A 15933-nucleotide genomic window follows, 5' to 3' on the forward strand; every position below is an offset into this window, starting at 1 on the left:
GCATGCACCGCTTTGTTTTTATTTCAATAACTTATATCTTTTCACTCTTAATCCTGCCCGTCACCGCTCTGGCGCAGAACGCCGTGCCCGAATTTCGCTACATCACTACCCGGGACACGGACTTTTATGGGTCAGATCTGGATGCGCTGTTCGACACAGATCTGAAATCATGCATTCGGGCTTGCTCGGCCAATGATCGCTGCACAGCTTTCACTTATAACACGCGATCCGATTCCTGCTTTCCCAAGGACGGGGTAACCCGGCAGGAGGCGTATCAAGGGGCGCTTTCCGCGCAAAAGGTAACGACCTCAGAACAGGCTCTGATATTGGGCAAAACCCGTGCGGCGGCGTTGAGCGTGCTGGGGTCTGCTGATTTGAATCGGGCGACAGATCAGGCGCGCAACCTGGGATTCCTGCATCCTGCCGGCGGTTACGATCTGCAAGCTGTGTTGGACGCAGCGCGCAGCGCGGGAAGTGCGATACAAGCGATGCAGTGGACCGGTGTTGCCGTGTCTCTCAGCGATGCACCAGATCTTTGGGTGGAATACGCACGCCTGTTGCTGACTATTAATCCGTCAGGCTGGAACGAGCGGCGCGATCTTCGAAACCGTGCGCTGAACGCCGCGATCAATGGTTATTTGCGGTCCGAGGCCACCGGATCACAAATCACGGCCTTGATGACTTTGGCCAACGCTCTGGAAGATGTGGACCGTGGCCGCGATATGATCCCCGTTCTTCGGCTGGCCGAACAGCTGCAACCGCGTGAGGACGTACTGGCGGCGCTTGACGATGCAATCGGGAAATACGGGTTCCGAGTGGTCGATACCGCAGTCGAGAGCGATGCGGTCGCGCCCCGGATCTGTGTTGAGTTTTCGGAACCACTGGTCAAGGCCGGTGTTGACTACGATCCCTTTGTACGGCGCGATGACACCGGACTGGTTGTTCAGCCCGACGAAAAGCAGCTTTGCATAGATGGCGTCGCGCATGGCCAGCGCTATCGCCTGACTTTAAGACAGGGTTTGCCTGCCGCATCCGGCGAAGCACTGAATCGCAACGTTGAACTGACCCACTATGTACGCGACCGCACACCGTCGGTTCGGTTTCCCGGACGCAGCTATGTCCTTCCGAAATCTGCGGATGCGGCTTTGCCGGTCGAAACGGTTAACGTCACCGAGCTGGATCTGATCCTGCGGCGGGTCAGCGACCGGAACCTGTTGCGCGCGGTGCAACAGGACTTCTTTGGCCGCCCACTCAGCGAATGGCAGGAAGAGGAATTCTCGGACCAGATTGCCGAGGATATCTGGACCGGTACGGCCGAAGTATCCAATCAGTTGAACCAAACCATGACAGCGCGCCTGCCCATGGCAGAGGCCATCGCTGATCAGCCTGCAGGCATCTATGCGCTGACAGCCCGTGTTCCGGGGGCCGATCCTTATGACGACCCCGGCGCGACGCAGTGGTTTGTGTTGTCCGATCTGGGGATCAGCACCGCACTTGGCACGGATGGGCTGCACGTGACCGTGCGCGGCCTCAGCGACGCAGCACCGCGTCAGGACGTCGAAGTTTCGCTGGTCACAAATGCAAACGCGGTCATTGCAACCGCGCAAACCGATGAAACCGGCTATGCCACCTTCGATCCCGGCCTGATCCGCGGAAAAGGGGCCAGTGCGCCTGCCTTGGTGATGGCCTCTGCCGGGGACAGCGATTTCAGCTTTTTGTCCCTGACAGATCCCGCCTTTGATCTGTCGGATCGCGGCGTCGAAGGGCGCGCGCCTGCGGGGCCGGTTGATGTCTTCCTGACCACGGACCGGGGTGCCTATCGTGCCGGAGAGGTCATCCATGTCACCGCGCTGTCTCGAGATGGTGAAGCACAGGCAATCGAAGGGCTACCCCTCACAGCGATCCTGTATCGCCCGGACGGGGTTGAATACCGCCGATCTGTCTCGGACGGGGGCGTTGTCGGGGGGCATGTCTTTGCCCTGCCTGTCGCTGTCGACGTACCGCGCGGTGCATGGAAGATTGAGATTAAATCTGATCCCAAAGGCGACGCGCTGGCGCGTCAGACGGTGCTGGTCGAGGACTTTCTGCCGGAACGTATCGATTTCGATCTGTCCCTGCCCGACGCGCCCTTGCGGCCCGGCGATAGCCCACCGCTTTCTATAGATGCACGCTATCTTTTTGGTGCGCCGGGATCTGACCTGAGCATTGACGGACAGGTCATCGCGCGCGCCGCGGATACCGTTCCGGGGTACGAAGGTTACCGCTTTGGCCGCTACGATGCTGAGGCCGTGATCAAAAGCACGTATTTCGGAAACACGCGCACGGATGCGGCGGGACAGGCCACCGTAGCCGTCGAAATTCCAGTGTTAGAGACTGAAGGAAAGCCCATTGAGGCTGAAATCATCGCACGATTGACCGATGGTTCTGGCCGTCCGGTTGAGCGTCGCCTGTCTGCTCCAGTCCTGCCACCGCAGCCGGTGATCGGTGTCAAACCTCTGTTTGAACAGATTGTTCCTGAAGGTACAGAAGCTGCGTTTCAGATCGTCGCGCTCGCTCCTGATCTAACGCCCAGCCCTATGCGCCTGCGGTGGACACTGAACCGGGTCGAGACGCGGTATCAGTGGTATCAGCTTTACGGCAACTGGAATTGGGAACCGACAACCCGCCGCACGCGCATTGCCACCGGCGAAGTGGACATCTCTACCGATCCTGTGACGCTGGCACAGACCGTGGATTGGGGTCGTTATGAACTGGTTGTTCAGCGCATCGACGGCACATATGCCGAAACCGCTGTCGATTTCTATGCGGGCTGGTATCAGGCCGCGGATGCGTCAACCACACCAGACCGGCTTGAGATGTCTCTGGACCGTGACACCTATCGCGCAGGTGATACCGCGCAGTTGCGGATCGTCCCACGCATGGCGGGCGTCGCCCAGATCGAAGTTTTGTCAAACCGGCTGATCCATCGCCAGATGGTGGACGTGCCGGAAGGTGAGACCGTGATCCCGATTGAAGTGACGGAAGATTGGGGCGCGGGCGCTTATGTCACCGCCACGGTCATCCGCCCGATGAACGTCGCAGCAGGTCAAAACCCGGCGCGTGCGATGGGCGTAGCACATGCCGCCATTGATCCAGCAGTTCGCAAGTTGGACGTCGTAATTGATGTGCCCGAGGTCACATCTCCACGGCAAACGCAAAAAACCCGAGTTAGGGTCGAAAATGTCTCGGACAGTGACCCTGTCTGGCTGACGCTGGCTGCTGTGGATGTGGGCATTCTGAACCTGACCGGATTCGAAAGCCCGGATCCGCAGGAATATTACTTTGGGCAACGTCGTCTTGGCGTGGATCTGCGCGACGTTTACGGGCGCCTGATCGACGGCATGACCGGAGCGATGGGCACCGTCCGTTCCGGCGGTGACGCCGACAACGGCTTGCGCCGCCAATCCCCGCCTCCGACGCAAGACTTGATGGCCGTGTTCAGCGGCCCGGTTCAGGTCGGCCCGGACGGAGAGGTTGAGGTGGACATCCCCCTGCCCGCCTTCAATGGCACTGTCCGATTGATGGCCGTCGCGTGGTCAACCAAAGCGGTCGGGCAGGCCGATGTCGATATGATCGTCCGCGACCCTGTGGTCGTCACCGCCAGCCTGCCGCGCTTCCTTGCCCCCGGAGATCAAAGCCGAATGCGGCTAGAGATCGTTCATGCCGATGGAACACCCGGAGACATGGCACTTGGTCTGACGGCTTCCGGTGGATTGGAACTGGGCGAGGCACCAACCAGCTTTGTGTTGGAAAACGGTGGCAAGGCGATCTTTGACATCCCCGTCACAGCCAGTGTTGTTGGCGACCCCGAAATCAGTGTTTCGATCACCACACCGGACGGTCGCGACCTGTCGCAAACCCTGCGTATGCCCGTACGTGCCAACGATCCGGTGATTGCACAGACACGACGTTTCGCGTTGGGGGCCGAGGACAGTTTCCTGTTTTCGCAGGACGTATTTGACGGGTTCCAGCCCGGTTCGGCCAAGGCCATCCTATCTGCCGGAACTTTGGCAAAGTTCGACACGCCCGGTCTGTTGGATCAGTTGAACCGTTACCCCTATGGCTGCACGGAACAGATCACCAGCAAAGCCCTGCCGCTGCTTTATCTGTCATCGGTCGCGCAGGCCTCGGGGCTGGGCGACGGTCCGGTAGTGGATCAGCGCATCACAGAGTCCATCCGCAGCATCCTGACCCGTCAGGCCGCCAACGGTGCCTTTGGCCTTTGGCGTGCAGGCAGTGGGGATTTCTGGCTGGACGCTTACGTGACAGACTTCCTGTCCCGTGCGCGCGCTCAGGGTCACCCTGTACCAGACCGAGCTTTTGCCCAGGCCATGGATAACCTTCGAAACAGGGTCAACTACGCACCGGATTTTGATTCAGGTGGTCAGGATATTGCCTATGCCCTGATGGTTCTGGCACGAGAGGGCGCAGCCTCGATGGGTGATCTGCGCTACTATGCAGATGTCAAAGGGGATGCGTTCGACACCCCATTGGCGGCCGCACAATTGGGCGCAGCGCTTGCATCTTACGGAGATCAGACCCGAGCTGACGCGATGTTCAACCGCGCTGCTCGTATGTTGGAGCAGGTCCCGGATGAGCAGGAAAATTACTGGCGCGCGGATTACGGCACGCACCTGCGGGATGCGGCGGGTCTGCTGACCCTTGCCGTGGGCGCGGGCAGCGAGGCCGTCAATCGCGACGCATTGATCCAACGTGTCAGCGCCGGTCGCGCCCATCTGTCCACGCAAGAGGCCACGTGGTCGTTGTTGGCCGCCCATGCGCTAGTGTCTGATCCGACGGGATCAGGCTTGACCGTCAACGGAGTTCAGGTGTCTGGTCCGTTTGTGCAAGTTCTGCAATCTGGTCAGGCGGATGAGGTCAATATCACGGCAAGTGACGGTCAGGCGACGGACATCACCCTTACGGTCACGGGAATCCCTGAGGTTCCGCCCGAGGCGGGCGGCAACGGTTATGCGATCGAACGGCAATATTACTCGATGGATGGCGATCCGATTGACGCCAACAGCTTTGATGTTGGCGAAAGGTTTGTCACGGTTCTGACAGTGACCCCGTTCGAAAGTGGCGGAGCGCGGCTGATGGTCGATGATCCACTTGCCGCCGGGATCGAAATCGACAACCCCAGCCTGTTGCGTTCAGGCGATGTGCGGTCGCTTGACTGGCTGGATCTGTCCGATGCCACCCATACCGAGTTCCGTTCAGACCGTTTCCTGGCCGCTGTTGATCTGTCCGGGCGAGAAACAGTGACGCTGGCCTATGTGGCGCGCGCTGTTACACCGGGTGTCTTCCATCATCCTGCGGCCTCGGTCGAGGATATGTACCGCCCGCAAAACCGCGCGCGTACAGCGACTGGGCGGATTGAAGTTAAGTGATTTGCACCGCGCTATATCACTGCCCGGGTGGCTGTCGTGCCTAGGCCGTCCCGGCTTCTGCTGGCCCTCGCCGGTGCCCTCTATCTGACGGCACTGGCACGGGACGGTGTGCACCGCTGGATCGACGCCACAGTTCTTCCCCCTGTTTTAGCCGAAACATCAGTTGAGATGCGGGACCGGAACGGCGACCTTTTGCGTGCGTTTCCGGTTGAAGATGGGATTTGGAGACTGCAACCCGGCGCGGTCGATCCGAATTTCACCGCCATGCTCATCCGGTACGAAGACAAACGGTTCTGGACACATGCCGGAGTGGACCCGGTTGCGATGCTGCGGGCCGTGGGGCAAAGCCTTTGGAACGGGCGCACGGTGTCGGGTGGGTCCACCCTGACCATGCAGGTCGCGCGGCTGATCGAAGATGGCTCGACCGGGCGCTGGAGCGGTAAAATCCGCCAAATTAGAGTCGCATTGGCCCTGGAGCAGCAGCTAAGCAAACAACAAATCCTGACCCTCTATCTGACCCACGCACCCTACGGGGGCAATCTGGAAGGTATCCGAGCCGGAACCCGTGCATGGTTTGGCAAAGGCGCAACACGGTTGACCGCAGCACAGGCGGCCCTGTTAATCGCATTGCCGCAATCCCCGGAAGCTCGACGTCCGGATCGTCAGCCAGAGACAGCCCAAGAAGCACGGGACCGGGTTCTGCGCAGGCTCGAGCGGCACGGCGCCCTGACCGCCGCTGAAACACGAACGGCTTTGTTGGAGCCCCTACCCGACAGGATGAACCCATTTCCGCGCCTTGCACCGCACTTGACCGATCGTGTGAAGCGTCAAGCGCCCGCGACAAGCGCTTTTGATCTGACCCTGGATGCCGGGTTGCAGGCCCGGTTGGAAGCTTTAGTTATGCAGGCCGCCACGCGCGCGGGATCACGCGTGTCTGGCGCTCTGATCGTGGCTGATCATCGCAGTGGCGAGGTTCTGGCCTCGGTCGGGTCCGCCGGGTATCAGGACGCCCGACAGGGGTTTGTGGATATGACACAAGCACTGCGGTCGCCCGGATCAACTTTGAAACCTCTGGTCTATGGGCTGGCCTTCGATCAGGGACTGGCCCATCCCGAAACTCTGATCAGCGACAGTCCCGTCATGTTTGGCCGATATGCCCCGCGCAATTTTGATGGCGTATTCCGTGGCGATGTGAGGGTTCGGGACGCCCTGCAATTGTCGCTGAACATCCCGGTCGTACGTTTGACGAATGAGTTGGGACCCGCGCGCGTGCTGACAGCACTGCGCTTGGCGGGATCGGAACCGCGTCTGAGCGGCGGCACGCCCGGATTGGCGATTTCATTGGGCGGTGTGGGGTTGAGCCTGCGCGATCTGGTACAGATTTACGCCGCTCTGGCAGCAGGTGGGCAAGGCCCTGTCCTGTATCACGACGTTTTGGCGGATACGCAGCAGACACCGCGCGTTTTGTCAGAAACCTCTGCCTGGCAGGTCGCCGACATTCTGGCCGGGCTTTCACCCCCAGCAGGCGGTGCGACAGGGGCGCTGGCCTACAAAACCGGCACCTCTTATGGCCACCGCGATGCATGGGCCATCGGCTTTGACGGGCAGCATGTCATTGGGGTCTGGCTGGGTCGTGCGGACGGAACGCCAGTTCCCGGCGCGTTCGGAGGCGATCTTGCCGCACCGCTTCTGGCCGAGGCGTTCAGCCTGTTGAAACCCGCGCTTAGCCCGCTGCGCCCACCGCCGCCTTCGACCTTGCTGGTGGGCGCTGCGCAATTGCCCCAGCCCTTGCAACGTTTCCGCCCCCGCACGGCGGCTTTCCAAAATGACCCCACCGCTCCGGATCTGCTGTTTCCGCCCGATAATGCCGTGTTAGAGACGTTTGGAGCGCCCCTGACAGTGAAGCTACGTGGGGGTGTCGGGCCATTTTCAGTGCTTGCAGATGGCGTGCCCGTGCTGACCGGACAGCGGCAGCGAGAGTTCGAAATCCCCAATCCGGGGGCCGGTTTCACCTCGCTTGTTATTGTGGATGCGCAGGGCCAATCGGACCGGGCGGCAATCAGGATCGATTAGCGCCGTCCTTCGCGCAGCCACCCACCCAGCAGGAACCCTCCTGCCAACAGCAACACCAGCCAAGGCGGCAGAAGACCGGCCTGCGTGACGTCCCGTGTTTCATACGCATTGCGCGGGGTCAGGCCGATCCACCCCCGCCCAGCCGCTGGACGTCCAGCGCGCACGTTGCGGATTGACGGCAAACCGTCTTCCAGACGGATCACACCACCGCGCATACCTGCCAGAACCGGTTCAAGAACATCGCCGGTTGCGATGGTGCGTTCAAATTCCTTCGGCGCGGCGGGGCCAAGGCCAATTACGGCCATATGGTCGCCTTCCTGCAAACGGTAAAGACCAATCTCGGGCCCATAATATTGCGCTTCGAACCGACCGGGAGAAACCTCTTCCAAGGTAATCTCCAAGGTCTCACCGTTTGGACGCGTTACCGTCACCGACCCAACTTCGTCTTCAAGCGTCTGGCGAATGATGCGCATGGATTGACCATTGGCTTCGGCCCACAGCGCCTCTTCTTCCAGTTCGGGTTCCTTCATCATCCAATGGGCGAGCCTGCGCAGCAGTTCCAACTGCGGGCCACCACCTTCAAAACCGCGGCTCCACAGCCAAGCGTGGTCGGATGCCAGCATCGCAACGCGCCCCTCGCCCACGCGGTCCAGAACCAGCAGCGGGCGTTCGTCGATGCCAGTCATCAAAACCTCGCCCGAGCGGTGATTCACGTCGATCTGTCGCAACCACGCCCCCCAATCCTCGGAATCGCCCAGATTGGTTGTCACCGGATGCCGTTGCCCCAAGTCGCTGACCATTGGCACATACCGTTCTTCGAACACCCGTGCTGAAGGCTGCGCCGGCAAGATCGGCGCCAGAGGAGATCGGAAGATACTGTCAGCGCTGGCGAAATCGGGACCTGCCGCAATTAGAACCGCACCGCCGTCGTTGATGTAACTGGTAACGTTGTCCAGATAGATCGCAGGTAGGATACCGCGCCGTTTGTACCGGTCGAAGATGATCAGGTCGAAGTCGTTGATCTTTTCCAGAAACAGCTCACGCGTGGGAAAGGCGATCAAGGACAGCTCATCGACAGGCACACCATCCTGCTTCTCAGGCGGGCGTAGAATGGTGAAATGCACCAAATCAACCGAGCTGTCGGATTTCAACAGGTTGCGCCATGTGCGCCCGCCGGGATGCGGCTCACCCGAGACCAGCAAAACACGCAGACGATCCCGCACGCCGTTCATCTGGATCAGCGCCGTGTTGTTGCGGTCGGTCAATTCACCGTCGGCTTGAGGAACAGAGAACTGGATGACATTGCGCCCGCCATGGGGCAGCGTGATCGGCAATTCGACATCGCGGCCAATAGGAACACTGAACTGTTCCGGCGCGCCGCCATCGACCGAAATTTCGAGCGGCGCGGTTGCTGCACCCGCAGGCGTAGCACCGCTGTCTTCCACGCGAAGGGTCAATGTGACCGGCTCGCCAATAATGGCAAAGGCTGGCGCGTTTCGGACGATAAGCCTGCGATCCCAGTCACTTTCACGCCCGGTTTGCAGAAGGTGCATCGGTGCGGGCAGGTCCGGGGCCTGATCGACATCGTGCACAATCCCGTCCGACACCACCAGGATACCAGCGATCCGCGCACGGGGTTCTTCGGCCAATGCCTCATTCAAAGCCGCCATAACCTGCGTACCCTCATCTCCATCCCCGTCGCCAACCTGAATGCGCCGAAGTTCCGTGTTGTCGCGCGCTTCAATCTCGTCGGCGAGTTCCTCGGCAGCCTGTGCGGTTTGTTCCCCCCGGTCCGACAGCGTCTGACTGGCGCTTTCATCCTCGATCATCAAAACGATATCAGTCAGCGGCGCGCGATCTTCGATCTGATAAACCGGCCCGGACAGCGCGGCCAGAACCACCAGAGCCGCCAACCCTCGTAACGCCCAGCCCGAAAGGCCACGCCACAAGGCCAGTACAACCCCTGCCACGGCAATCGCACCCACAGCGGCCAGAATGGGCCACGGGATCAGTGGGTCGAATATGACGGTTCCGGTCATTGTCCTAGCCTGTCCAGAAGCGCGGGCACGTGGACCTGATCGGATTTGTAATTCCCGGTCAGCACATGCATCACCAGATTGACGCCAAAACGATTGGCCAATTCTCGCTGCCGTTCCCCAGCGTAACCGCGCCCAACAGGTAGCAGAGCCTGCCCGTTGCGATCCACAGCCCAGGCCCCGGCCCAGTCATTGCCGCCGATGACGACCGGGGTTACGTTGTCATTCAGGTTCCGGAACGGCATCCCTTCGATCTGTTCTGCATCCAGTGGCGCAGCTTCGACCCAGACCTCGGTACCGGAATAGCGGCCTGGGAAATCCTGCAACAGATAGAACGTTCTGGTCAGGACGTGATCGCGCGGAATCGGCTCTAACGCTGGAATATTCATGGGCGCGGCCAATTGCTGCAACTTGCGGCCATTCGGGCTGGAAGAGCCGAAACCGGCAATATCGGCATCACGTGTGTCAAACAGGATCATCCCACCCGAGCGAAGATAGGCGTTCAGTTTCGCGTAAGCTTCAACGGATGGCTGAGGCTGGCTTGGGGAAATCGGCCAGTACAGCAGAGGAAAGAATGCCAGTTCATCGCGTTCCAAATCCACTCCGATCGGTTCAGCGGGTTCCACCGATGTGCGATAAAACAAGGTTTGCGCCAATCCCCGCAACCCTGCCTGCGCAATGTCATCCACTTGTGCGTCACCTGTCAGCACATGTGCCAGAACCAGTTCATGCGTCGCCGCCAGCGCAAACTCGGTGTCTTCCGGCGTCTGCGCCTGAACCTCGGGCACCAGCAAAAACGCAGCCAGAACGCCAGCCGCTGCGCGCGCCAAACCCAACCGACCGGACAGAGCCAAAGACGCAATCACGTCAATCGTAAGCAGGATCAAAGCAAGGCTAAGAAGCAGCCCACCAAGCGGAGTTTCGGTGCTGATTTCCTGACCTTTGATCGGCACATTGGCAGGCCAAACCACAGGTCGCAATTCGGTGTCTTCGGAAACAACATTCAGCGCCAGTTTCTGTTTGCCGCTTTCATACAGGCCCGGGCGCAGCTCGGGCCCAATCTGTCCCGAGATCAACTGCACACCGTCGACTCCCGCCAGTGTGCCGGCGTCTGACAACGTGCCAAACCCGTCCATGATCTGCACCGGCTCCCACGTGGTGCCCTGCAATTGCGCCTCTTGACGGGATTTCGCGGCCGAGGCCACGGCCAGACGATCCAGCATTTCGACAAACAGACCCGACAGCGGCAGGCTCGACCATTCCGCATCAGCGGTCACGTGGAACAGCACCACCTGCCCCAATCCCAACGCCTTGCGCGTTACCAAGGGTGTTCCGTCTGACAGCGAAGCAATCACGCGATCCGCCAGATTAGGGTCTGGTTGCGCCATAACCTGTGTTGAAACGACCACGTCATCAGGGATGTCCAAACCATAGAACGGAGAGCTTTCTGGGAATGGTGCCAAGGTCTTTGCCTCACCCCAGCTCATGGCACCGCCAACAGACCGACCGCCGCTGCGCAGACGAGCGGGGAGCAGCGTGTCTTCGGTGTCCCGCCCAAGATCGCTGGCCGCCATACGCGGACCGGCAAATCGCAACAGCAGGCCCCCCTGTTCAACCCATTCAATCAGATCGGCCTCTTCGGTATCCGACATCTGCGCGACATCCGACAGAACGATCACGTCCGGGTTCGCAGGCAGAACCTCAAGCAGACCCCCATCGACAAAATCTGCCGTGGGGATCAAAACCTGTGTCAGGTAATGCAGAGGCGACAACAGCTCCAGCCCTTCGCGGTTCAGGGTTCCGGCAATCAGCGCTACTTCGCGACGACGCAAACTGTCATCGGTCAGAGTTACGGCTCCGGCGGACCTCTGACCCTGAATCTCGAAGCGCGTAATCCGAGCGCGCAACTCCGACGGCAATGCCAGATCGACTTGCGCCGAAGTTTCACCCGCTTCGAGAATCAGATCAACGGAATGCAACACACGCGCCGTGCCAGCCGGATCGCGCCCTTGCGCCAGGACCGTCACAGCCTCTTGCGGGCCGGGACCAGCGCGCTGAACAGTGAGCCGGATCAGGCCGTCCCGATAGGCCGCTGGCTGGATCGCAATGGGGCGCGACGCTCCCTGATACACCGTTACACCGCCCCGCGCCTGCAAGGCGTCGACCAACCCCGCGTGTTGGGCATAGTCCAGCCGATCGCTAAACCAATGGGTGTCAAAACCCCCATCGACTGCATCGAGCGTAGCGATGGCCTGCAATATCTGATCTTCAGTGGGTTGCCAGGGGTTTGGGGTCAGGCCCGGCAAACGCCCGCGCCAAGCCTCTGCCGCCTGAAAAACTGGGGGTTCGGGCTCGGTCAGGCGCACTATGGCGACGGTGCGACCCGCACGTCCAGCCTCGGTCAGTTGCGCGTCAATCTGATCGAGCGTAGCCGACCACCGCGTGGCACCAGCCCAGCTGGCATCCAGCACCAGCAAGAGCGGCCCTGTGCCGGTCTCATCCCGCGATGGGTTCAGGACCGGTCCGGCCAGACCGATAATAATGGCAGCCGCTGCCAGCATCCGCAGCAGTAACAACCACCACGGTGTGCGATCCGAAACACTTTCGTCATCCTTTAGCCCCAGCAACAGGGTGACCGCCGGGAACATCCGGCGGATCGGAGCAGGCGGCACCGCACGCAGGATCAGCCATAGGATCGGCAGGGTCAAAAGCCCCAGCAAAACCCACGGCGCGGTAAAGCCTATGCCTGCAAGAACCGTCATCGCGTGCCCCCATCCAAGGCCCGATAGAGCCACAACAGAGCCGCTTGCGCGCTGTCGCCCGTGTGATGCAGGCCCAGTTGCCAGCCTGTCGCACGGCACAACTGCGTTAGGGCATCCTTGCGGCGTGCAAGACGTTCCAAATAACGGTCCCGCAACTCAGCCGCTTTTAGGGTTTCGTGTCGGACGGACCCTCCGACGCTTTCGAAAATCGTCCGGCCCCGATACGGAAATGTCTCTTCGCCCGGATCCAGCACTTGCAGGACCACACCGCGCACGCCTCGATCAGCCGCTTTGGTCAGGGCCAATTCAACCTCGTCCATGGGGCCAAGGAAATCCGAGATAAACACGGCGCGGGCATGGGGGATCATGGCACGGTGTTCAGGCGGAGCGTAATCCGTTTGGTCATCTTCAGACCAGGCTTGGGCCAAACGGATGATCTGCGCGTTGCCGCGCCGGGGCGGCAGGGTTGTTCCGGTCAGGCCGACACGTTCTCCGCCGCGTACCAGCAGGATCGAAGTTGCCAACCCCAACAGTCGGGCGCGATCTGCTTTTGTCGGCAGCAATTTGTCAGATGCAAAGCGCATCGACGCGCCCTGATCGACCCAAAGCATCACCGATTGCGCGATCTGCCATTCCCGTTCCCGGACAAACTGCTGATCCCCCCGCGCCGAGCGGCGATGGTCGATCATGCGGCGGCTGTCCCCGATTTGCGCGGGGCGGTATTGCCAGAAATCGTCGCCCATCCCCGAGCGCCGCCGCCCGTGATCGCCCAACAGGACGGTTCCGGCCAAATGCTCGGCCCGCGCCAAAAGCGGCGGCAGCCGGGACGCTTCGGCCTCGGATCTTTCGCGAAGGGTCAGCGCCGCATTCACGCCGCGGCCTCGGTCCGGATCAGACCGGCAGCCGTCGAGTCAATCAGCTCGGCAAGGCTGTCACCACGCGCTCGCGCCGCAAAGTTCAACGCCATCCGGTGGCTGAGCACCGGGCGCGCCATGTCCAGAACATCCTCGGCATTCGGGGCCAACCGGCCCTGCAACATCGCACGCGCGCGGACCGTCATCATCAGCGCCTGCGCCGCACGGGGCCCAGGCCCCCAAGCCACGGTTTCTGCAACGCGTTCGGAAACACCAGCTTCTTCGGGGCGGAAGGCGCGAACCAGATCAAGGATCAGTTCGACCACCGATTCACCAACCGGCATCCGGCGCAGAAGGACTTGGGCGGCCAACAGCTCCTCTTTGCTGAAAATCTGATGCGCCGCTTCCTCTTCCACACCGGTTGTGGCCAGCAGAATATCGCGCTCGGTCTGTCGGTCCGGGTATTCGACGTCGATTTGAACCAGAAAACGGTCCAACTGCGCCTCGGGCAGTGGATAGGTGCCTTCCTGTTCGATCGGGTTTTGCGTGGCCAATACGTGGAAGGGCGTTCCCAGCGAACGATCTTCTCCCGCCACAGTCACCGTGCGTTCCTGCATCGCTTGCAGCAAAGCAGACTGCGTTCGCGGGCTGGCGCGGTTAATCTCATCCGCCATCAACAACTGGCAGAAGATCGGGCCAGAGATAAAGCGGAAATGCCGTGACCCGTCATCGGCGGTATCCAGAACCTCGGATCCAAGAATATCTGCGGGCATCAGGTCGGGCGTGAACTGAATGCGGTTGCCGTTCAGGCCCATCACGGTCGACAGCGTTTCGACCAAACGCGTTTTTCCCAGCCCCGGCAAACCGATCAGCAGGGCATGACCACCGCACAGCAGCGCGGTCAGAGTCAGATCCACGACCCTTTCCTGCCCGATGAAGCGGCGGGTGATCGAGGACTTGGCCTCTTGCAGCTTGTTTTCCAGCGCTTCGATCTCGGCTACGAGGTCGGCAGGTTCGGTCATGACTTTCCCTTCCGTGGACTAATATGATTGAAGTGTATCGCGCTAAGAGGAAATGGCAAAAGCAATGAGCGGACAAAAACCTGTGAAACCGTCGCCAGATGGTCTGGCTGCATCAGTCAAAGCGGCCAAAACCAAGGGTTTACCGCCCGTTCACCTATGGAATCCCCCGTTTTGCGGCGATCTGGACATCCATATCGCAAAAGATGGCACTTGGAGTTATTTAGGCTCACCCATCAACCGTTTCGAGCTGGTGAAGCTATTTTCCTCAATTCTTAAGAAAGAAGATGGGAAATACTTCCTCGTCACCCCGGTCGAGAAGGTGGGAATCACTGCCGAAGACGCCCCGTTTGTCGCCGTGGATTTTGATTGTGAGGGCGAAGGCGAACAGCAAATCCTGACCTTTACCACTCATGTAGGCGATCACGCTGTTGCAGGGTCAGAACATCCGATCCGGATCGTTATCGACCCGGTGACAAACGAACCTTCACCCTACATCATGGTCCGTTCCGATCTTGAAGCGCGCATTGATCGCAAAAGTTTCTACCGTCTGGTTGAGATTGGCACACATCACGACGGCTGGTTTGGCGTTTGGTCTGGTCAAAAGTTCTTTGGGCTGATCCCATCAACCGAGCTTGGCTGATCCTCGGGACTGTCGCGGCGCGCGGTCCTGCGCCAAGACAACGGCCAAAGCGACTACACCCGCGCCCAGCGCGCGGGTCCAGTTCCAGTCATCCCCCAGCACCAGCATGATCAGCATCACGTAAAACGGTGCGATGTTGATGTGGAACGACGCCAAGGCAACGCCCAGTTTACCGACTGACGCGATGAAAAGAACCTGGCTCAGCCCCATGGCAATCAGCGCATAGATTACCAGCATCCCAACCTGCTGCGCATCCACAGCAGCGCGTGGCATCACATCCATACCCATTTGCGCGGCCCCAAAACAAAGAGCCCCGGCCATCAGCAACCCACCTGTAAAGGTGATCGTGGTGCGCCCGGTCTGGCTGAGCTCGGGAAAGTCGCGAACCGTCGCCATGCTTGCCCAACAGAAAAGTCCGGTTGAAGCAATTGCACAGACTGCGCCCAGCCCCAGCTGCGCCGGGGCGTTGGCGCTGGTGGCAATCAATCCGCCCACTATCGACACCAACACGCCAATGGCGAAGTTCCACTTTAGACGCCGGGTGCCAGCGGCAAGTTCAAGCAACGTTGCTGCCAGCGGCGCGCAGGACGCAATAATCGCAACGGTTACCGGGTCTGTTAACTTCTGAGCAAGGATCAAAAGGAACATGCCGATCCCGTACCCAAAACCGCCAACAAACATTGCCCGGCCCCATTTCGCCCTCAATACGCGGCTTGGTCCGTCAAGAATAAACCAGAGCGGCAACATCACACCGACAGCCAAAGCCAGGCGCGCCGCTAGCAGAGCAACTGGGGGCCAGCTTTGCAAAAGCACGTCGGCCGCAGGAAACCCGGCCGCCCAAGCCATCATCGACGCCACGGCCAGTCCGTTGCCCGACAGGGCCGAACTGCGGGCGGATGAGAACGATGCCACGTTCCCGCTTACGGGTTCAGGGCTCATGGCCATGGGGTTAGACCTTTTTTGTTGTTACAGCCTGAAAATGATTCGCTGATATGGCGTGACTGTCCCTGATCCCGTAGCCATGATCTGGTCGGTTTTCGACAACTTGTCGTTTTCAACCTCTTCCTCGGAAAAGGCGTGACGGTTAGGGTCGGACTGTTACAACTAAAGACCGCAC

The 15933-nt window shown here is 60.3% G+C and carries 8 protein-coding genes; 3 read left to right on the plus strand and 5 right to left on the minus strand.

The features are described 5' to 3' along the window. Positions 1-2 precede the first annotated feature (2 nt). Positions 3-5429, plus strand: coding sequence for an alpha-2-macroglobulin family protein (locus ACR0EV_RS13045; RefSeq protein WP_480800487.1), 5427 nt, complete (start codon positions 3-5; stop codon positions 5427-5429). A 36-nt stretch (positions 5430-5465) separates the two neighbouring features. Further along, a complete protein-coding gene (gene pbpC / locus ACR0EV_RS13050; RefSeq protein WP_480800488.1) occupies positions 5466-7502 on the plus strand; it encodes a penicillin-binding protein 1C in 2037 nt (678 codons plus the stop codon). On the opposite strand, the gene ACR0EV_RS13055 is transcribed toward pbpC, so the two are convergent. The 4 genes from ACR0EV_RS13055 to ACR0EV_RS13070 are packed head-to-tail and all read right to left on the minus strand — an operon-like array spanning position 7499 to position 14176. After that, positions 7499-9541, minus strand: coding sequence for a hypothetical protein (locus ACR0EV_RS13055; RefSeq protein ID WP_480800489.1), 2043 nt, complete (start codon positions 9539-9541; stop codon positions 7499-7501). The two genes, pbpC and ACR0EV_RS13055, sit on opposite strands and share 4 nt — an antisense overlap. Continuing rightward, positions 9538-12300 carry a DUF4159 domain-containing protein gene (locus tag ACR0EV_RS13060; RefSeq protein ID WP_480800490.1) on the minus strand — a complete coding sequence of 921 codons (2763 nt, stop codon included), beginning with the start codon at positions 12298-12300 and terminating at the stop codon, positions 9538-9540. The genes ACR0EV_RS13055 and ACR0EV_RS13060 overlap by 4 nt, the downstream gene beginning before the upstream one ends. Continuing rightward, positions 12297-13172 carry a DUF58 domain-containing protein gene (locus ACR0EV_RS13065; protein WP_480800491.1) on the minus strand — a complete coding sequence of 292 codons (876 nt, stop codon included), beginning with the start codon at positions 13170-13172 and terminating at the stop codon, positions 12297-12299. The genes ACR0EV_RS13060 and ACR0EV_RS13065 overlap by 4 nt, the downstream gene beginning before the upstream one ends. Further along, a complete protein-coding gene (locus ACR0EV_RS13070) occupies positions 13169-14176 on the minus strand; it encodes an AAA family ATPase (protein WP_480800492.1) in 1008 nt (335 codons plus the stop codon). Before ACR0EV_RS13070 ends, ACR0EV_RS13065 begins: the two co-directional genes overlap by 4 nt. A 64-nt stretch (positions 14177-14240) precedes the next feature. Between ACR0EV_RS13070 and ACR0EV_RS13075 the strand changes: the two genes are divergently transcribed. After that, positions 14241-14816, plus strand: coding sequence for a DUF1285 domain-containing protein (locus ACR0EV_RS13075; protein WP_480800493.1), 576 nt, complete (start codon positions 14241-14243; stop codon positions 14814-14816). Here the strand turns inward: ACR0EV_RS13075 and ACR0EV_RS13080 are convergent. After that, the gene (locus ACR0EV_RS13080; RefSeq protein ID WP_480800494.1) at positions 14799-15761 is read right to left on the minus strand and encodes a DMT family transporter; all 963 of its coding nucleotides are present in this window, start codon (positions 15759-15761) and stop codon (positions 14799-14801) included. The two genes, ACR0EV_RS13075 and ACR0EV_RS13080, sit on opposite strands and share 18 nt — an antisense overlap. Positions 15762-15933: the final 172 nt, after the last annotated feature.

It is taken from the genome of Ruegeria sp. CF8, assembly GCF_056537285.1.